We start from the raw sequence: 18,335 nt of genomic DNA on the forward strand, positions 1-18,335 counted from the left end.
CGCGGATGCGGCCGGCACCCAGGAGCATCCGGGCATGTGCCGCGACCGGCGGTGCGTAGCGGAACGGCGGCAATGGATCCTTGTGGCATATACAAAATGCAACTGATACATTCAATATGTATAACGCAAGGGTGTACTGCGGAGATGTTCAACGCGTCGTGCATCCAGGCGTATCTGGATCATAGCATGATGTCGTTCGCGACAGGTATCTGTTGCAGTCGCTTCCCCCCACAGTTCTTCAATTCAAACCAGAGATCATGAACACAACGACAACTATCCGACCCGAGTCCACCACCGACCATGCCGCCATCACCGACGTGACCATCGCCGCATTTAAAACAATGGAGGTCAGTCAACAGACGGAGCACTTCATCGTTGACGCGCTGCGCGCCGCCGGTGCGCTCACCATCTCCCTCGTTGCCGAGCAGGATGGCCGCGTGGTCGGACATATCGCCTTCTCGCCCATCACTACTTCCGATGGCACGGCCGGTTGGTACGGGCTCGGACCTGTGTCCGTGCTGCCGGAACTCCAGCGACAGGGGATCGGCAAGGCGCTGATCAATGATGGGCTCGCACGGCTCCGGAAGATCGGTGCGAAAGGGTGCTGTCTCGTCGGACATCCGGAGTACTATCGCCAGTTCGGGTTCGAGAATACGCCGGATCTCTCGCACGAAGGCGTTCCGCCGGAGGTTTTCTTCGCACTTGCATTCGAAGGCCCGGTGCCACAGGGGACTGTACGGTTCCACGATGCCTTCGCTGTCACAGGTCCGCAGTCATGAATGACGGGATGACATTCGATGCAACATCTGGCCCAACGTCTGACTCAACGTCCAGGCCGGCATCAAGCACGGCGCCCGGCGCAATGTCCGGTCAATCATCCAGCCCTGCGTCCGATGCAAGGCCCGATCCAGCCTCCGGCCTCATGCGTATCACGTCGCCACGGTTGGAGCTGATCGCGTCGACGACAGCACTTCTGGAGATGGAGTTGGTGTCTCCGCAACAACTCGGTGTAGCTCTTGGTGCGCAGGTTCCCGACGGATGGCCGCCGGGGGAGTACGATGAGAACGCCATCCGCTGGCTCCTCGACCGGTTGAAGGCGCAGCCCGAGGCCGCCGGATGGTTCGCATGGTACGCGTTGTTGAAGGGTGAACCTGCGCCCGGTGCGATGCCGCATCTTGTTGCCGCGGGAGGGTATACGGGTCCGCCTGATGAAGAGAACAAGGTGGAGATCGGCTACTCGGTTGTTCCCGCGTTCGGCAAGAGGGGGATCGCCACCGAGATGGTGGCCGCGCTCGTGCAACATGCCTTTACCGATGTCCGCACTACTCGCGTCATCGCTCATACGTATCCGTCCAATGTGGGTTCGATCAGGGTGTTGGAGAAGAATGGGTTTATGTTGGAAGGTCCCGGGAGTGAAGAGGGGACGGTTCGGTATGGGAGGGAACGGAATGCTACTGCTCCTTGAACTGGAAGAGACAAGGATGGAGCACCAACTGGTCTTTTGATTAACCGGCGGACTATTCGGCGCAGGAGTCCTTCATACGCTGATGATTTTTCTTGTCGTGTATTGTGCTTAAGAATATACCTTATAGGGTATAATAATTACTTCCGTATTCTATATTATACCCTTTAGGGTATTGTCTTCTATACAAACTTGACTTTTATACCCTTAAGGGTATATATTGCTTTCACATGGATAACCCGCTTATCACATTCGTAAAATCGCGTCGCAAGACGTTAGGTATGACACAGGAGGACCTTGCGCTCCGCGCAGGCGTTGGACTCCGTTTCGTGCGCGACCTGGAGCAAGGGAAGAAGACCCTGCGCGTGGACAAGGTTAATCAGGTGCTCGCCCTCTTCGGTCACGAGTTGGGTCCAGTACGGTCAATGCAGGAACCGAGCGATGAGTAGGACCGGGATCGTCTATTTCAGAGAAGCGCGTGCCGGACAGATCGTCGAAGACGAGCGTGGGTATCACTTCGTGTATGATCCAGGCTATGTGAAGGCCCCGGATTCGAAACCAGTAAGCCTGACACTTCCGTTGCGTGAAGAAGAATATCTCAGCCGTACGATGCTTCCATTCTTCGATGGTCTGATCCCGGAAGGATGGCTCCTCGATGTCGCACAGAAGAACTGGAAACTCGATTCCCGGGACAGGATGGGACTCCTCCTTGCCTGCTGCAAGGATTGCATCGGCGCGGTGAGCGTTCAGCGCAATGAGGAAGCATGACCGCATCCATGACCGATCGGAGGTGTTTGGCGTGTTATGAGCCGATACCGGAAGGGGACTTCCATCCTGCATGCAGCCGGAGATTTTTTGGGACGCCTGATCCGCCGGAGTTCCCGTATGAACTGCAGCAGATGCACGAGCTTGCACAAGAGGTTATCAGGAGCAGTGTGAGCATCACAGGGGTCCAGGCGAAACTCTCGGTGGATCTGACGGCAGCTGCCGGGGCGCACAAGAGAAAACGACTTACGATCGTTGGCATGTGGGGGCGGTACGTTTTGAAGCCTCCGACTACGGACTATTCCTCGTTGCCGGAGATCGAAGACCTGAGCATGCACATCGCGGGCGCGTTCAAACTGCGGACGGTCCCCCACACGCTTATCCGTATCGCTACGGGGGAACTTGCCTATCTGACCCGGCGCGTTGACCGTCATGGCGGTCTGAAGCTGCACATGGAAGACATGTGTCAACTCACGGAACGGCTCACCGAAGACAAGTACAAGGGATCGCTTGAACAGGTCGGAAAGAGAATACAGCGGTACTCCGACAATCCGGGCTTCGATCTGGTGGAGCTTCTCCGTCTCAGTCTCGCCTGCTTCCTTACCGGCAACGCAGATATGCACCTGAAGAATTTCTCTCTCCTGCATGCAGCCGACGGCACTGTCGGTCTTGCTCCTGCCTACGATGTGGTCTCAACAACGCTTGTCTTACCCGAAGACACAGAGGAGTCCGCACTCGCGATCAACGGAAAGAAGAGTAGACTTCGTAGCGACGACTTTGCCGCCCTGGCAAACACCCTGAACATTCCGGCGAATGTGTATGGCAACACGCTCCAGGAACTTCACGATCTCATGCCGGAGGCTCATGCCTTGATCGACACAAGTTTTCTGAACAGGGAGGACAAGTCCCGATACCGCAGCCTTCTGGCAGAGCGCAGCTCCCGGCTTGGGATCTGAACACATTGTTCAACCCTGCCGGCACATGGATATGCCCATCACCCGGCGTTCCTAGACCTGCAGCGGTACCAGGGCGCGATCGGCAAAGACTCCGGGCCACATCGCAGCACACCACAGAACGATGCCTAACTTCTGAGGCGAAAGCATGGAGATATTGGAGGGTGGAGAGGGGAAAGACATCGTCACGACGCGAGTGCTGCACGCTCCGCGTGAACGCGTGTTCCGCGCATGGACCGAGCCGGAGCACCTCGCACGGTGGTGGGGTCCCAAAGGCTTCACGAACACGTTCTCCGAGTACGATCTGCGTCCGGGCGGCAAGTGGCGCTTCGTGATGCATGGCCCCGAAGGTGGCAACTACAATAACGAATGCACCTTCATCCGGATCGAACCACCCGGCTTCATCGCATGGGAACATGTCTCGCCACCGTACTTTCATATCATTGCTCGCTTCGATGAGGCACCCGGCGGAAACACTGATCTGACGTGGACGATGCGCTTTCGTACCACGGAGGAACGTGCAAAGATCATCGCGTTCGTCCAGGGTAAGAATGAAGAGAACCTGGACCGCCTGGAAGCTGAGCTGGCGGTGATCCAGTGAAGTTCACCTCCAAACCACCTTTCACGCCCCGGGAGAATGGAATACAATCGCACCCGCAAAGGCGGCAGCACATCCTATGAACGCTCGAATGCTCCGTAGAACGCTCCCCGCAGGAGTCCTGCTGGTTCTGCTGCTGGTCATCTCCTACCAGCTCGTGTGGGGAAAGCTGTTTCCGTACTCTCCCGTCAGGCCAGGTTTCACACGCCACGACCTGGCACGGGCCGTTGTTTCTGTGGAGGAGGGGTCTCCGTTCGCCAGGTTCGCGGAGATCGACTCCCTCATCGTCGGCGTTGAACAGGCACATGGCCTCACCTTCACTGCGCGACCCCATATCCTGATCTTCGCAGACTCGTCGTCCTACCTCCGCCGGTCGACGACCCGGGCAAGGTTCTGTGCGTATCCGAATGGCTCGCTTGTCGTCTCGCCGTGGGCAGTGCGGGAGGCACACGAAGGGACCATTTCGATGGAGATCTACCTCAGCCATGAGCTGTCGCACACCCTTCTGTACCAGCACATGGACGCAGTGAATGCCTACTGCTGCTTCCCCTCCTGGTTCATGGAGGGCGTTGCGGTGTACAACGCCCGACAGATGGGAACATCCTGGTATCCATCCAGGGAAGAAACATACAGACTTATCCGGAAGGGGAATTTCGTGCCGCCGGACTGGTTCGGAACCTCCCGGGAGGATGGCCTGCAGCTCACGGTGCCGTACCGGAGCACGTTCGCCTACTCGGAATTCGCCTGTCTCGTCGATCATCTCATCGAACAGCATGGGAAGGAGAAGTTCGGCCGGTACATGAGCGGACTCCTGAGCACCTATCGGCACGATGCATTGTTCCAGGACGTCTATGGGATGGAATTCGAGGCGTTCATTGAAGAGTTCAAGGCACACGTGAATCACTGAGATCGATCCACGACGCTGGCCGGGTTCGAAGCGGAAGCTTTCCTCACCGCCGCGGAGTGATCACCGCACCATCACCATCGTCCGCGCGAGCTGTACTCTCCCTGCGCTCATACGATAGATGTACACCCCCGACGCAAGTCCCGTCGCATTGAAGGGTACGTCTCTTCTTCCCGCCGCCATCATGCCATCGATCAGCACCGCCACTTCTCTCCCGATCATATCGTACACGCGCAGGTCCACATGCTCGTCGGCGGCAAGATCGATGGGGATCATGGTCAGCGGGTTGAATGGGTTGGGATAGTTGTATCCAAGTCGATGATCCGCCGGGAGACCACGGGGGTCCTTCACATCCGTGGCTGCGTCGAAGATCACGGTGATGCGATCGAAGTACAACGTCGTCGTTGCCTCGAACCCCGAGTCGGTGCCGATGCAGATCCAGACCGCGCCGGAGGCATCGGCGGTGACCGTGCATGGATGCGCGGCGTTGGTCCGCCGGATCATCGTGTACGCGGTCGTGGTGTCGGTCACACCCGCATGGCCAATGGTGTCCATGTCAGCGCCGCGCTGCGACTGGTCGCCCTTATCGATGTTCATCCTGTAGTTGCCACCATCCTGGACCTTCATAGGTTCATCCATCACCGCACCGGCCTTGAATACCACCCCCTCCCCGGGGGCGCCTCCCACGCCGGCAGCATTGGTTGGGTAGCGCGAGGCAACATCCACCGTGATCGTGACCCGATACGCATGGTGCGGGGTGAGTCCCGTGATCCTCTTCTTGAGGAACATGAACAGATCGTCACTGTGATTGTTCCCCGAGATCCTGATGGTGGAATCCGCAGTGCTCAAGGGCCAGGGAAGCGCCGCATGCCCCCACGACAACTCATAGAAAAGCGAGTCGGTCACGGGATAGTCTGCAAAGTCACAGGTCCATCCGTCCAGCCCGCTTTCAAAAGTGAAAAGATGGGTCTGCGCACCAGCAGGGACCGCCGATAGCGATACAATGGCCACCAACACCATCCACATTCTTATAGACATCGTTCCGTCCTCCCCTCGCTTTCTTTTGAATAGAAATGATCTGCACGGGTCCGGGCAGTACGCCCCCGCGCCCTCCGATCTGGCCGTGACAGGCGCATATAGAGGAGAACGGATGAGACGGCGAATCCCCCCATTCCGCCGGAGATCCCCCTCGTGGCAACCGGCATGATCCGGAGGCATTGTCCGGTTGACTTTCTCGTGCATCCGCATATCATGTAGAGGTACTTCCCCCCGGAACCCCATTCATAGGATAAGGAGCGCTTCGATGGCATCCGATGCCAGCTTCGTCCAGTTCGTCGTCGATCAGGTCAATGGCGCCGGCGCGATCACCTCGCGCTACATGTTCGGCGAATACGCACTCTATTGTAATGAGAAAGTGGTCGGACTCATCTGCGACAACAAGCTGTTCGTGAAGCCGACGGATGCCGGCAGGGCATTCATCGGCACGCCCGTGGAAGCTCCGGCCTATACCGGCGCGAAGCCGAGCTTCCTCATCGAGGACAAGCTGGAAGACCGCGCGTGGCTGACGGAACTCATCCGCATCACGGAGCGGGAAGTGTCGATGCCCACAAGGAAAAGCAAGAACAAGGATGCTACGCAGCCTGCTGGTGCGAAGCCGCCCGCAGCCAGACCGGCGACGAAGAGCAGCCCCCAAAACGCGAAGAAAAAGGCGGCAACAGGCGCGAAGAAAGCCCCAAAGCAGAGCGCAGTGAAGACCACGAAGAAGAGTTCAAAGAGCACTTCAAAGAACTCTTCAAAGACAACTTCGAAGAAGACTCCAAAGAAGACCACAAAGAAAACCCCCCCAAAGAAGACCCTGAAGAAGACCCCAAAGAAGACACTGAAGAAGACCACAACGAAGGCTGGTGGGAAAATCGCGACCACCACCACGAAGAAGAACGTGAAGACAAAGAAGTCCTCCCGCCGATGACGGAACCTGTCGATATCACACAGGCGAAGCACCATCGATACTCTGACAGAGAGAATACGAACATGCACCTGACCACCGGTCACCTCCTCGCTGTGACGCTCTGCTGCCTCGTCGCTGCGACCGTTTCCGTACACGCACAGAAGAAGCCCCCCTCTGCCGACCGCGTGATCGCGGTGGACTACAATGCCGTGCGCGGCCCCCTCAATACGATGTTCAATGCCTGCGTCGGCGCAGGTCGCGCCAATGAAGGACTGCGTGCCGACTGGCAACAGCAGCTCGCGCGGGCGCACACAGAATGCGGCTTCCGCTACATCCGCTTCCACGGCCTCCTCGCGGACGATATGGGGATCTACTTCGAAGACGCGAAGGGGAACCCCATCTACAACTTCCAGTACATGGACGTCCTCTTCGACTACATCCTGAGCATCGGGATGAAACCGTTCGTCGAACTGGGATTCATGCCGAACGCGCTGGCCAGCGGCACGAAGACGATCTTCTGGTGGCGCGGGAATGTGACGCCCCCGAAGGACTATTCGAAATGGGCGGGACTCGTCCGCGCACTGACGCAGCACGTGACCGACCGCTATGGCGCCGAAGAGGTGAAGAGCTGGTACTTCGAAGTCTGGAACGAGCCGAACCTGGACATCTTCTGGGCGGGAACACAGCAGGAGTACTTCACCCTGTACCGGCACAGCGCGGAAGCGATCAAGAGCGTGAATAGGGCCTACCGCGTGGGTGGACCCGCGACCGCAGGCGCTGCATGGGTGCCGGAGATGATCACCTTCGCGCACACCACCAGGCTCCCGCTGGATTTCGTGAGCACGCATTCCTATGGCGTGAAGGCGGGGTACGTGGATGAGTACGGACAGAATGGCACGGTCCTGGACAAGGACCCGTGGAGCGTGAGCCGCGACATCCTCCGCTCGCGTACCGAGATCACTGCGTCGCCCATGCCGGACCTCGAACTGCACTACACCGAATGGAGTTCATCGTACACGCCCGCCGACCCGATCCACGATTCATACCACGAGGCGGCGTATATCCTCGACCGCATCAGGAAAGCCAGACGGCCATGCAGTCGATGTCCTACTGGACCTTCACCGATATCTTCGAGGAACCCGGCCCGCGTACGACGCCGTTCCATGGAGGCTTCGGACTGCTCAACTACCAGGGGATCGCCAAGCCTGCGTATCACGCGTTCGCCTTCATGAACAAACTCGGCGGGACCGAACTCGCCACCACGGACAGCACGTCCTGGGTTACGCGGAGCGCGGATGGCGGCGTGCAACTGCTCCTCTGGGACTTCACGAACACCCATCCGGGCGACTCGGTGAATGATCAGGTGTACTATCTGCGCGATCTTCCGGCAAAGCCGAAGGGGAAGGTCCGCATCGAGCTCACCGGCGTCCCCGCGGGATCGTATACGCTCGAACTCTCGCAGATCGGGTACCGCGTGAACGATGCCTACTCCACCTATCTGTCCATGGGCCGTCCGGCACAGCTCACGCGCGCGCAGGTGGAGACCATCACGGCCCTGAACGACGGTGCGCCGTTGAAGCGCGAGTTGGTGACCATCGGAGCGAACGGCGTGCTATCGAAGCAGCTCGAACTCCGCGAGAACGATGTGTTCCTCCTGCGGCTCATCAGGTCCTGAGTGCCTTGGCGATCTTCTTCATTCTGATCATGCCCGCGTTCTTCATCACCGCGGTGATGGCCCTGCGGAAGTTTCCCCTGGGTATCCTGATGGGTCCGGCCCTGATGATCCTCGGGTTCTTCGTGATCTTCCCGCTCGGGTTGAATGAACTCGGGAAGCCTGCATTCGGCATGGCGGTCGAGGTTGGCCCGATGGTGATGTCGTTCGCGTTCGCGTCGTTCATGCTTGCCGTGGCGTATGTCCACTTGCGGAAGTTGCGGGTGGGATGAACCCCCGGACGGGTTCTTGATATCTGAAGTTCTTCCGATCCGCACAATATCCTATCGGCATATACGTCTACCACAATACCAACGCTGGCGAACAAGGCCACTTCCCGGGCAGAGGCGAACGCGGAAACAGCACTTCCACATACAGGTACGGCAGCACAGCTCGGCAGCACGGTTGAGGCGCATCGCCCGCGGCTGCTGGAGTTCATCCGCCGGCGCGTGCGCACCGATGAGGATGCGGAGGATATCCTCCAGGATGTCTTCATGCAGCTTGTGGCAAGCTGGAGTGTGACCGAACCGATCGACAAGATGGCGGCATGGCTCTTCACTGTTGCCCGGAACCGTATCACCGATTGGTACCGGAAGAAGCGGCATGTTTCCATGCCACGCGACCCGAACGATGAACTCCTCCCGCTGAATCTGGAGGATGTGCTGCCCGACCCGGCCGGGACGCCGGAGAATGAACTGGTTCGCTCGCTCATCCGCGACGCGCTGGAGGAGGCCCTGGAGGAGATGCCGCAAAAACAACGCGACGTCTTTGTGTGGCACGAACTCGAAGGACGACCGTTCAAAGAGATCGCCGCGCTGACGGGCGAACCGGTGAATACCCTGATCTCCCGCAAGCGCTATGCGGTGCTCTATCTGCGCGAGCGGTTACAGGATGTCTACGACGATATTGACATGGCGTAATACCAAACGAGGGATGATATGAAAACATGGTGGGCGGTACGCATACTCAAAGGACTTATGATCGGAGCGGTGATCGGTCTCGTGGTGGGGTTCGTGGTGATGGGACTGTGGAATGCATTGATACCCGAACTGTTCCATGGGCCGGTGATCACATTCTGGCAGGCGGTGGGACTTCTTGTGCTTTCGCATATCCTGTTCCGCGGGCCGGGCGCCAGGTTCGGCGGGTGGCGGCATGACAACTGGCGTAAGAAGTTCGAGGCGAAGCTGGCAGCGATGACGCCCGAGGAGCGTGAGAAGTTCAGGGGCCAGTGGCACCACCGGTGCTACCCCTGGGACGATGGCGGCAAGGAACAGCCTGCCGCCGGCGAGTGATCAGCAGAACATGGGGAATAGTATGGACATCTTCGTATTCCGAACGAACATTTTCTCGGCACAGACCGCGCACCCGGTGGCCAAGCGCCTGGACCATCACCAGAGTGTAGCTCGTTGGACCATCGACTACGGCGACCGGGACAAGGTGCTGCGTGTGGAAGCGGAGGGGACAGACCCTGCGGAGATCACGGAGCTCGTGGCCTCCGTGGGATTTGAATGCGAAGAATTGCTCTAGCCATGTCAGTTCAGAAGGTCCGGAGTTCCGTCAGGATACAAGAGGGATCGCATCCGCACTTGGATGGAACTGGAAGGACTCGCCTCCGGCATGCACGACGATCACGCGGTGTAACCGGAGGTTGCTCGTCGCACCGCGCATCGATGGAGTGAGCCGTGGCGACCCAAGCATCAGGGTCACCGCAGGGGCATCCGTGCGGCCGGGTCGGGGTGTTTGACAATGCAGAATCGCTGGCAGCTCCTTCTGCGGGAAGGCTTGACTCAGTAGCGAAAAAATTCTATAGTATATACATGAAACACGTCCGACATCAGATCCTGTGTCATCTGCAGCGCGCGCAGCAGCATCAACCCCAGCAGCAGTGCGTGGTGGCAGGCCACGTTTTCGCACAGGACGGGACGGCATGATCTAAGATCATAACGAATGTTGTACCACCGAACCCTCCGGCGAAAACGCCGGAGGGTTTTTCTATTATGACCATAGACGACGGGATACGAGAGCGATGGAACATGACAGGTGCGGGGTACACGAGTGCGAGAGCGATGTGATCGCGCGGGGGATGTGCTGGAAACATTATCAGAGGCACCGGCGCCATGGGAGCCCGGAAACCGCTCACCGGCGGTTCGCCGACACGCATGAATGCAGGTATTGCGGGACGCGGAACCCGGAGGACTTCTATGCCTCGTACAAGGGGATCTGCAAGACCTGCCGGAAGATCCGGCGCATCCAGGGTGTGCAGCGCGTCCAGCGCAAGGCCGCCTGATCCGTATTCCCCGTCAGCGGGGAGGTCAATCGACGCGGTTGAAGATATCGACGGTCAGCCGGTAGACCCCGGCGGCGTCGCGCTTCCAGACGTTGGTATACTTCGCTTTGTGCACGACCACCGAGTCCGGTGTGTCGGTTCTGATCACGTTCCGGACGACACCGATCTCGTACAGAACGTCCGGTGTGCCACTGATCTCAAGGGATTCCGAATGCAGAGAAACGATCTTCTCGAGTCCATCGCCCCAGAGAGCGATGATGCTGTCGCGTCCGTGGACGGGTGCGAGGCCGGGTGCCATGAACCATGCATCCTCAGCGTACACCTCGCGCAGGAGCGCGAGGTTCTTCGTCGCGGCAACAGTATGGAGTTTCTCGTTCTGCAGGTGAATAAGGGCCTTTGCCTCTTCCAGGGAGGGCGTGTGTGTACAGCCTGTGAGGGCGAGCAATAGGCACGTGGCTGTCAGGAACCTCATGGGGCAACTCCTTCTGTAAGGGAGGGAACCGTCCAATGTAACCGCCATTGTGGAAGGATGCAAGCAAGCGGTTTGAGACGTTCATTTCTCACCACTCCGCGTGGATCGCGTCCGCCGGCGTCAAAACGCAAGCGCAGGTCGCCGGAAGAATCTGAAGTAACCACCCATCGACGTGGGCTTCGGGCCCTGCACTGTGCACGCTCGCTGGCTTCAACGCATGCGAACCCGCGAACGCCATAGTTGCCGCCTGAACTCCCCTTGCATCCAATGGACCACGGGTGTACATTGCGATACGGCAGGCTGCCATGTGCAGCTGTGCCATCGCTCCTCATCACCCGAGCAACCAGGCATCAGGACACAGCGTATTCCGGGGACACTGCATGGACTCACAGATCCTCATTCCGACCAGCCGGTTGAAGGTCCCCGACCTGGAACGCTTCAGAAACGCTCCGTTTGAGAACATGATCAAGTTCACCGTGGACGTCAGTCTGCGGAAGATCGCCCTGGGCGGAGAAATGTACGCCGATTCGGAAGAGGTACTCCTGAGCACAGGATCAAGTTAGGTTGACATTTGGGGGGGGAACCTCTGGCCCTGGGCACAGCCGCCGCGGATCGAATACATCTCGCTGATCAATATCCGCCCGGCCCTTGAGAACCGTGGAATGGAGATCCAACTGGAAAGTGTGCGCGATGCGGTCCATGCGATCGTCCGTGCATGGGTGGAGATCGCATGACCATCTGGCACAAGTCCATGGATCCCGAAAAATGGGGTCGCTACCCGGTCGAACGACAGATCCTGATGATCGGCAGCGAATTCGCCCGTGCGAAGAATCTCCTGCATGCCGGACTCCCTGATGAAGTGCAGCAGTGTTTTGAGCGTGCGTTCGAACTTCTGGATCTCTGCACAACGGACCCGAAGTGGAAGTCCCGGACCAAGGAACTGCTCCGGTTCAGGGAGATGCTCGGCGAGCTCTATTTGGGCTGTCCCCCGGGAGACACGCGGTTCATGATGATGTATCGGACCCTCATGTCATGGACGGGAAGCACATCGCAAGTGGAGATCTAACGGCGTGATCGTACCCACTCACCGCACGCTGCTCCCTCACCGCAGACAGGCGGGATGAGAGATGGAAAAAGGCGCCCTCACGCACTTTGCTACAAACAAAGCTCCGAATTCGTTTTGGATCCGCACATGCGGACTTGGGTAATGTCTTTGACGAGGGACGCGTATATGAAAACTCCGATCTCCCGGCCGCTCGCAACGATCCTCCTCCTCTTCCTGGCGCCTTTCGCGGGTATCGAAGCACAGACAGGCACCGGCGTCTGGAGACAGCTTGCCGTTCCGGCATCGCCGGGGATGGCCTACTCGTTCATTGACTTCTCTGACTCGTTGCACGGATGGTTGATGTCGCCGGACCGGTACTTCTCGCTGACCACGGACGGAGGGCAGACCTGGCGGGGTCCGCACATGGTGGGAGACTCCGGGAGCCGTACGTTCGATGAAATGGCTCGGAGGAGACACCGGGGTGGTAGCGGTCGATGCGGGGTCAGGGCTGAATGGCGTGTCGCAGCTCCTGCGCACAACGGACCGCGGGCAGAGCTGGATCTCCTCGTTGGCAGCTGCGGGCAAGCGATTCAACAGTCTGGTCTCGCTGCTCAACAGATCCCTGATCGGATATGTTGCGTTGGGGCGTGAATGGGGTGAGGTGTGGCTGTGCACATCGACCGATCTGGGCACCACGTGGCGGGTGGATAGTCTTCCGGATGGCAGACTCCGAAAAACGAAGGACTTCGGCATCCTCTCGGCGGACCGGATGATCTTCTGTTCGGGTTTTGGAGGGATGGTAGGAGACGGCATGATCGTCCGCAGCGCGGACTTCGGGAAGACCTGTTCGACCATGGTCTCGCCGCCCGACCTGACCTTCAGCGAGGGCCAGTTCATGAGCGCCGAGTTGAGCTATTTTAGCTATAGTCGGGGGGACGAATATCCGAGGCCCGAATCGTTCGCATACAATGCTGTCCTCGATAGGGCGGTCTCCATTCCTGTATGGAGCATGGGTGCGCTGTTCCGTGACCTGACCGTATTCTCGGTGCCGCAAAGTGCGAGCATGACCGCGCGGACCCTGGATCCTTTGGATTCGACGTACACGGTCGGTCCGTACATCTCCATAAACGATTGCCTGGTGGATCTCTGCATGATATCCCCGACGTGCGGATGGCTGTTGGATGGTCGGGGGCGGGTCTTCCGGCGCGTGGACCTGCTCACTGCGGTCCCGGGCCACCGGTTCATTGTGCCGGAGAGGTTCATTCTCTTGCAGAACTATCCCAACCCATTCAACCCGAGCACGACGGTCCGGTATGAGTTGCCCTCGGCAGGTGAGGTGGATCTCCGTGTGACGGATGTGCTGGGGAGGGAGGTGTACCGTGCCGTGGGGAGACAGGCCGCCGGGGAGCACGCCGAGACGATCGAACTTCCGGGCCACGCATCGGGCGTCTACTATTGTATCGTGCAGTTCAACAGCGGTGCGCGGCAAACGGTGAAGATGGCGTTGGTGCGGTGACGCCCTCTAGTGCCGGGACACGAACGAAAGTCGTTCGCTCTTGATGTACATGAAAGAGGAATGGGCGTAGAAGTACTTGATCAATCCATTCCGGTGCTGGTACACCGCGTAGGGCGCGACGTATCCATCACCGCCGACGCGGACTGAATCCGGCAGTTGCTGGTACGCCCGACGGAATATCCCGTACGAGCTCTGGCCGGTCTTGAAGAGTGCCGCCAGATCGACCCTCATCGTGTCCGCGGTATACGAGGTGATGAACGTCGTGGATACCGTAACGATGGCCGTATCAATTGCTCCCGGATGGACCATATCCGGGGTGTTCTTCTGTGTGATCACGGTGTCCCTGCCGGTCACCAGGACAGTCACCGTGCCGGCCGTAGAGTCACCCGTGACACCCGTGACCTGCCATGAGCGCGTCCCCCGCGATTCCGTCCTTGCGGTCATGGTCCCCCAATACATATTTCCTTCCTCATACCAATAGGTGTAATCAATAACGGTCCCCACGGTCGAAGGGAACTCCATTCTGGCGACAGAGGGCGAGGGGGGCTCAGGAGTACCTCCGGTTGGCGCTGCCGGGTCATCTTTGCAGCCGGCGGAAAGGACCAGGATCCCCAGGGATGCAAGGCGGAACAGCGGGACCAGGGAGTGAAGCAGATGAGTTGTGGACGAGGCCATGTCATTTTCCCCCATATCATTAGTGGTACACACCGCCTTCAATATAGAGCAGCAGTGATGGATTGTCAATGCCGCTTGCTGGCGCTATGAATGGCGGTGCCGGCCGGTGCAGGGCGGTGCATGCACCGCCCCTACAAATGGATACACGATCCCCGACGGCCGTTGATCTCCGATCCACCAGTCCTGGCTAAAACAGGTACTCGAGATGGCATGATGTATGAACGACACGATGGACCTCGATGTGCGCCTGCCGAACGATGGAGAACACGAGGTGCGGACCGTGGCAGGGGCGGTCCCGGTAGTCGCACCGGCGGTGCCGGTCATCGTGGGGGGCGGTGCATGCACCGCCCCTACACATGGATACGGAATCGCGGGGGCCCGGCGATCGCCGATCGTGAATTCGGGTTTCCCCCACCCCCGCAAGCAGGTTCCAGCGCTTCTCATTATCCGTTGTCCATGGATCATGGATAATCAAAGTGGGGAATCTACCCTTTTTGCATCCGTTATGGCGAAACCACCCACCCGCAGAATCCCCCAAAACAGCGCGTATCGCGCAAGTATCACTTGACTTTCAGCCTCAATTCCGTATCTTAGGTTCCTAGCGTGGGTAAAAGTGGGTAATCGTTGGGAACCGTAGCTTCCCTCTCGCGGGTGACGAGTCGCGCCCGCACCACTATCCCATTCTCCAACTGTTCCACTCCGAACGGAGCATCAGGTGTCGTCCTTCAAAGGATCGTACGCATACTCTGCCGACAGCAAAGGGCGCGTGAACATCCCCGCCCGGCTGCGCAAGTACGTCTCGAGCGAGGCGAATGATACATTCGTCATCACACGGGGCTTCGAGCAATGCCTGTTCGTGTATCCGCTCGATGAGTGGAACAAACTCGAGGAAAGCATCCGTCAATTGTCGCCGACGAATGCGCAACACCGTTTCTTCATGCGTGTGCTGCTCGAGCGTGCGACAGAGTCGCAGCTCGACGGCCAGTTCCGCATTTCCATTCCGAAAGAACTCCTTCAGTTCGCAGGATAGAGAACGAGGTTCTGATCATCGGTGTGCTCGAGCACATCGAGATCTGGAACCCGCAGCAGTACGAACAGTACCTGAAGACTCAGGCCCAGAGCTACGAGTCCGTCGCACAAACCGTTCTGCAAAAAACATAGCGAGTGAACGGAACGGCCTATCACACCCCGGCCCTGTGCCGGGAAGCAGTTGACCTGCTGATGGCCGATACCGGGGGATCATTTGTCGACGGAACGGTCGGAGGAGGAGGACACGCGTGGGAGATCTGCTCCCACCTCCAGGGCCCCGGCCGTCTGCTCTGTCTCGATGCGGACGACGAAGCACTTGCCTCTGCCCGGTCCCGGCTTGCGGGATTCGCGGACCGCACGACGTTCGTCCGGACCAACTTCCGGTTCCTCCGCGCAGCGATGCAGGAAGCGGGGTGGACCGGCGCCAGCGGGATACTCCTGGATCTGGGCATCTCGTCGCATCAGATCGATGCTGTGGAACGCGGGTTCACGTTCCGCGGCGATGAGCGTTTGGATATGCGCATGGACCGGCGTCAGCCGCTCAGCGCGTGGGATATTGTGAACACGTACGACGAGCGCAGACTCGCCGATGTGATCTATCAGTACGGCGAGGAACAGAATGCGCGCCGCATCGCACGGTCGATCGTGGGCCACCGCCCGGTGCATACCACCGGCGAGCTCCGCGATGTGGTGGCGGCGTTCACGCCGGACCGATTTTTGAACAAGTCACTTGCGCGCGTCTTCAGGCGCTGCGCATCGAAAGTGAATGGGAACTCGACAGCCCCAGGGCTGTCCTCGCAGATGCCCGCGACCTGCTCGCACCGGGTGGCCGGATCGTGGTGATCTCGTACCATTCTCTCGAAGACCGTATCGTGAAGGAATTCTTCCGTGCGGTGTCCACGGTTCCGTTCGACCGTGATGTGCCGGTGATGCCGGGAGAGGAACCCGAGCCGGAGTTCCGCCTCATCACCCGCAAGCCGGTCGTACCGACAGAGCAGGAGATCAGCGACAATCCGAGGGCACGCAGCGCAAAGATGCGTGCCGCCGAACGACGATATGTGGGAACGCAGGCATCACATTAAGCGGAATGCACCGCCGCCGCCGATGGAACCGACCCGGGAGAACCGGTACGTGTACGGAGGCGGACAGCAGGGCACCGGCTCCGGCACGGGAAGCAGCAGCGGCACGGGCACCGGCAATGTGTCCGGCTACGCAGTGCGCCAGAACAAGCACGGCGTGCGCAAGCGGATGTCGACGTTCAATTTCATCGTCGGCTCTTCGCCCTCGCGGATCCTGGTCGTCCTCTATATCAACACGATCGCGGTGGATGAGCTGACGGGTGAGCAACGGACTGCGGCGCAGAGGCAGCGGCAGCTGGATCTCAATGCTGCGCTGCAGGCCGAAGTGAACAAGTCGTCGCTCGAACGTGTCGGACGCATCGCCGTCGAGAAGCTCGGGATGCAATACCCCCGCGAGCAACCACAGGTGTTCGAAGTACCGTCGGATCTGAAAGACCGCGCCGAGGAAGTGCGTGGGGAGTTCCAGCAGTGATCGGCCAGCCTGCCGGGCTTAAGACAGGCCTGGTGCCGCTCGAGCGTCACCGCCGGCGGCCGCTCGGCATCAAGATCGGTCTGCTCCTGCTCTTTGTCATACGTGCCCTGCGCCTGCTACATATCCAGCTGGTCCGGGCGTCGGAGTTCCGGGAGATCGCCCGGAAGCAATACGAAGCACCCATCGTGCTTCGCGGCACGCGAGCCATCATGGACCGCAACGCCAAGGTGTGGTCTCGAACGCCACGTCCGTGTCGTTCTGCGCCGACCCGAAGGTCGCCGGAAGTGAACAGGATGATATCGCGATCGCCCTTGCGCGGTGTTCAAGCGGCCGAAGCAGGTGTATCTCGACCTGATGCGCGATCCGGCAGAAGCGGTTCGTCGTCCTCGAACGGCAATGTCGAGGCCCTCGCGTGCAGCGAAGGTGCCGGTCGCCGAACTGCGCGGGCTGATCGTGATGAACGAACCACGGCGCATCTATCATTACGAGCATGTCGCCGGACAGCTCCTGGGTGTGACCGGTGTGGAGCACACGGGCCTCAAAGGACTCGAGATGCAGTACGACCGGTGGCTCGGGGCGAGCCTGGCAGCGTCATGATGCAGCGCGACGCACCCAACCGCACGCGCGCTTCGGCCGAGTATCCGCGCATCGATCCGGAGGACGGGCTCAATCTCGAACTGACGATCGACGCCAGTATCAGCAGGTGGCAGAAGAAGAACTCGCCAGGGGCGTGGCGAAGATGCGGGCCGAGGCCGGGCTCGTGGTGATGGTGGACCCGTCCACCGGCGAGATCCTTGCGCTGGCGCATGTACCGCGTGTGGACCCGAACAATACGGCGACACTCGACCAGGCGACGCTGCGCAACCGGTCGATCACGGACATGTTCGAACCGGGCTCCGTCTTCAAGATCGTTACGGCCACCGCGGCGCTCGAAAAAGGTGTTGTGAAGCCGGAGGAACTCTTCAACGGAGAGAAGGGACGGTAGGCTAACGCCCTGACCGGTGCCGGACGAACGATCCCGGTGACGGACACGCATCCGCTCGGCACCGTGACGTTCCGCCAGGCCGTGGAGCAGTCCAGCAATGTCGTGATGGCCAAGCTCGCCGCGGATCGACGCACAGACGATGTTCGAGACGGCGGCGCTTCGGGTTCGGGACCCTGAGCGGCATCGAACTCCCCGGGCAGGAAACCCCGGCGCGCTGCCAAGGCCGGTCGATTGGTCCGGTGCAACGCTCCGGACGATGGCCTGCCGGGTATGGCGTCGTGACGCCGCTGCAATTGGTGATGGCGTATGCAGCCCTCGCCAACAAGGGCGTCCTGTTGAAGCCCTTCGTGGTGCGGAAGGTCCCGGATGAACGGCGAGATGAATACCCATCGTGCAACCATCGGTCGTGCGGCGTGTGATGTCCGAGGAAACGG

27 protein-coding genes and 2 pseudogenes are annotated in these 18,335 nt (G+C 59.5%); 25 read left to right on the plus strand and 4 right to left on the minus strand.

The window, feature by feature from the left end:
- Positions 1–257: 257 nt before the first annotated feature.
- From IPI01_17400 to IPI01_17430, 7 genes are all read left to right on the plus strand, one after another.
- Positions 258–779, plus strand: a complete 522-nt coding sequence (locus IPI01_17400; GenBank protein ID MBK7259541.1) for an N-acetyltransferase — start codon at positions 258–260, stop codon at positions 777–779.
- Positions 780–922: 143 nt separating this feature from the next.
- On the plus strand, positions 923–1,465 hold the full coding sequence (locus IPI01_17405; GenBank protein MBK7259542.1) for a GNAT family N-acetyltransferase: 543 nt from the start codon (positions 923–925) through the stop codon (positions 1,463–1,465).
- Between the two features lie 227 nt (positions 1,466–1,692).
- The gene (locus IPI01_17410) at positions 1,693–1,911 is read left to right on the plus strand and encodes a helix-turn-helix transcriptional regulator (GenBank protein ID MBK7259543.1); all 219 of its coding nucleotides are present in this window, start codon (positions 1,693–1,695) and stop codon (positions 1,909–1,911) included.
- Positions 1,904–2,230 (plus strand): HipA N-terminal domain-containing protein, encoded by a 327-nt coding sequence (locus IPI01_17415; protein ID MBK7259544.1) that lies wholly within the window; start codon positions 1,904–1,906, stop codon positions 2,228–2,230. Before IPI01_17410 ends, IPI01_17415 begins: the two co-directional genes overlap by 8 nt.
- Before the next feature lie 8 nt (positions 2,231–2,238).
- On the plus strand, positions 2,239–3,183 hold the full coding sequence (locus tag IPI01_17420) for a HipA domain-containing protein (protein ID MBK7259545.1): 945 nt from the start codon (positions 2,239–2,241) through the stop codon (positions 3,181–3,183).
- A gap of 145 nt (positions 3,184–3,328) precedes the next feature.
- On the plus strand, positions 3,329–3,781 hold the full coding sequence (locus IPI01_17425) for an SRPBCC family protein (GenBank protein ID MBK7259546.1): 453 nt from the start codon (positions 3,329–3,331) through the stop codon (positions 3,779–3,781).
- An 88-nt stretch (positions 3,782–3,869) separates the two neighbouring features.
- Positions 3,870–4,685 (plus strand): hypothetical protein, encoded by an 816-nt coding sequence (locus IPI01_17430; GenBank protein ID MBK7259547.1) that lies wholly within the window; start codon positions 3,870–3,872, stop codon positions 4,683–4,685.
- Between the two features lie 60 nt (positions 4,686–4,745).
- On the opposite strand, the gene IPI01_17435 is transcribed toward IPI01_17430, so the two are convergent.
- Positions 4,746–5,720, minus strand: coding sequence for a T9SS type A sorting domain-containing protein (locus tag IPI01_17435; protein MBK7259548.1), 975 nt, complete (start codon positions 5,718–5,720; stop codon positions 4,746–4,748).
- 265 nt (positions 5,721–5,985) lie between these two features.
- Here IPI01_17435 and IPI01_17440 point away from each other — a divergent pair, with 265 nt between their 5' ends.
- From IPI01_17440 to IPI01_17465, 6 genes and pseudogenes are all read left to right on the plus strand, one after another.
- Positions 5,986–6,651, plus strand: a complete 666-nt coding sequence (locus tag IPI01_17440; GenBank protein ID MBK7259549.1) for a TfoX/Sxy family protein — start codon at positions 5,986–5,988, stop codon at positions 6,649–6,651.
- A gap of 62 nt (positions 6,652–6,713) precedes the next feature.
- Positions 6,714–8,305: pseudogene (locus IPI01_17445) on the plus strand (glycoside hydrolase).
- A 5-nt stretch (positions 8,306–8,310) separates the two neighbouring features.
- On the plus strand, positions 8,311–8,574 hold the full coding sequence (locus tag IPI01_17450; GenBank protein ID MBK7259550.1) for a hypothetical protein: 264 nt from the start codon (positions 8,311–8,313) through the stop codon (positions 8,572–8,574).
- 84 nt (positions 8,575–8,658) lie between these two features.
- On the plus strand, positions 8,659–9,261 hold the full coding sequence (locus tag IPI01_17455) for a sigma-70 family RNA polymerase sigma factor (protein ID MBK7259551.1): 603 nt from the start codon (positions 8,659–8,661) through the stop codon (positions 9,259–9,261).
- A gap of 18 nt (positions 9,262–9,279) precedes the next feature.
- On the plus strand, positions 9,280–9,633 hold the full coding sequence (locus IPI01_17460) for a hypothetical protein (protein MBK7259552.1): 354 nt from the start codon (positions 9,280–9,282) through the stop codon (positions 9,631–9,633).
- 22 nt (positions 9,634–9,655) lie between these two features.
- On the plus strand, positions 9,656–9,868 hold the full coding sequence (locus tag IPI01_17465; protein ID MBK7259553.1) for a hypothetical protein: 213 nt from the start codon (positions 9,656–9,658) through the stop codon (positions 9,866–9,868).
- Positions 9,869–9,898: 30 nt separating this feature from the next.
- On the opposite strand, the gene IPI01_17470 is transcribed toward IPI01_17465, so the two are convergent.
- The gene (locus IPI01_17470) at positions 9,899–10,048 is read right to left on the minus strand and encodes a hypothetical protein (protein MBK7259554.1); all 150 of its coding nucleotides are present in this window, start codon (positions 10,046–10,048) and stop codon (positions 9,899–9,901) included.
- 319 nt (positions 10,049–10,367) lie between these two features.
- On the opposite strand from IPI01_17470, the gene IPI01_17475 reads away from it, so the two are divergent.
- Complete coding sequence (locus IPI01_17475) at positions 10,368–10,628, plus strand: hypothetical protein (protein ID MBK7259555.1); 261 nt, start codon at positions 10,368–10,370, stop codon at positions 10,626–10,628.
- 25 nt (positions 10,629–10,653) lie between these two features.
- Here the strand turns inward: IPI01_17475 and IPI01_17480 are convergent, their stop codons facing one another.
- Positions 10,654–11,100, minus strand: coding sequence for a nuclear transport factor 2 family protein (locus IPI01_17480; GenBank protein ID MBK7259556.1), 447 nt, complete (start codon positions 11,098–11,100; stop codon positions 10,654–10,656).
- Positions 11,101–11,480: 380 nt separating this feature from the next.
- On the opposite strand from IPI01_17480, the gene IPI01_17485 reads away from it, so the two are divergent.
- The 3 genes from IPI01_17485 to IPI01_17495 all read left to right on the plus strand — a co-directional run bounded on the left by IPI01_17485 (position 11,481) and on the right by IPI01_17495 (position 13,661).
- Positions 11,481–11,663 carry a hypothetical protein gene (locus IPI01_17485; GenBank protein ID MBK7259557.1) on the plus strand — a complete coding sequence of 61 codons (183 nt, stop codon included), beginning with the start codon at positions 11,481–11,483 and terminating at the stop codon, positions 11,661–11,663.
- 167 nt (positions 11,664–11,830) lie between these two features.
- Positions 11,831–12,166 carry a hypothetical protein gene (locus IPI01_17490; protein MBK7259558.1) on the plus strand — a complete coding sequence of 112 codons (336 nt, stop codon included), beginning with the start codon at positions 11,831–11,833 and terminating at the stop codon, positions 12,164–12,166.
- Between the two features lie 433 nt (positions 12,167–12,599).
- Complete coding sequence (locus IPI01_17495) at positions 12,600–13,661, plus strand: T9SS type A sorting domain-containing protein (protein MBK7259559.1); 1,062 nt, start codon at positions 12,600–12,602, stop codon at positions 13,659–13,661.
- Positions 13,662–13,667: 6 nt separating this feature from the next.
- Here the strand turns inward: IPI01_17495 and IPI01_17500 are convergent, their stop codons facing one another.
- Positions 13,668–14,105 carry a hypothetical protein gene (locus IPI01_17500; GenBank protein MBK7259560.1) on the minus strand — a complete coding sequence of 146 codons (438 nt, stop codon included), beginning with the start codon at positions 14,103–14,105 and terminating at the stop codon, positions 13,668–13,670.
- Between the two features lie 946 nt (positions 14,106–15,051).
- Here IPI01_17500 and mraZ point away from each other — a divergent pair.
- The 8 genes and pseudogenes from mraZ to IPI01_17540 all read left to right on the plus strand — a co-directional run bounded on the left by mraZ (position 15,052) and on the right by IPI01_17540 (position 18,320).
- A pseudogene (mraZ, locus tag IPI01_17505) lies at positions 15,052–15,497 on the plus strand (division/cell wall cluster transcriptional repressor MraZ).
- 3 nt (positions 15,498–15,500) lie between these two features.
- Positions 15,501–16,208, plus strand: a complete 708-nt coding sequence (rsmH, locus tag IPI01_17510) for a 16S rRNA (cytosine(1402)-N(4))-methyltransferase RsmH (GenBank protein MBK7259561.1) — start codon at positions 15,501–15,503, stop codon at positions 16,206–16,208.
- Positions 16,115–16,447, plus strand: a complete 333-nt coding sequence (gene mraW / locus IPI01_17515) for a 16S rRNA (cytosine(1402)-N(4))-methyltransferase (protein MBK7259562.1) — start codon at positions 16,115–16,117, stop codon at positions 16,445–16,447. Before rsmH ends, mraW begins: the two co-directional genes overlap by 94 nt.
- 22 nt (positions 16,448–16,469) lie before the next feature.
- The gene (locus tag IPI01_17520) at positions 16,470–16,916 is read left to right on the plus strand and encodes a hypothetical protein (protein ID MBK7259563.1); all 447 of its coding nucleotides are present in this window, start codon (positions 16,470–16,472) and stop codon (positions 16,914–16,916) included.
- 318 nt (positions 16,917–17,234) lie between these two features.
- Positions 17,235–17,513: a hypothetical protein gene (locus IPI01_17525; protein MBK7259564.1), complete on the plus strand. Its 279-nt coding sequence runs from the start codon at positions 17,235–17,237 to the stop codon at positions 17,511–17,513.
- Between the two features lie 106 nt (positions 17,514–17,619).
- Positions 17,620–17,901 carry a hypothetical protein gene (locus tag IPI01_17530; GenBank protein ID MBK7259565.1) on the plus strand — a complete coding sequence of 94 codons (282 nt, stop codon included), beginning with the start codon at positions 17,620–17,622 and terminating at the stop codon, positions 17,899–17,901.
- A gap of 36 nt (positions 17,902–17,937) precedes the next feature.
- Positions 17,938–18,078 (plus strand): hypothetical protein, encoded by a 141-nt coding sequence (locus IPI01_17535; GenBank protein MBK7259566.1) that lies wholly within the window; start codon positions 17,938–17,940, stop codon positions 18,076–18,078.
- Positions 18,075–18,320 (plus strand): hypothetical protein, encoded by a 246-nt coding sequence (locus tag IPI01_17540; protein MBK7259567.1) that lies wholly within the window; start codon positions 18,075–18,077, stop codon positions 18,318–18,320. Before IPI01_17535 ends, IPI01_17540 begins: the two co-directional genes overlap by 4 nt.
- The last annotated feature ends 15 nt before the right edge of the window (positions 18,321–18,335 follow it).

The sequence above is a fragment of the Ignavibacteriota bacterium genome (assembly GCA_016707525.1).
Classification (GTDB): domain Bacteria; phylum Bacteroidota; class Ignavibacteria; order UBA10030; family UBA6906; genus JAGDMK01.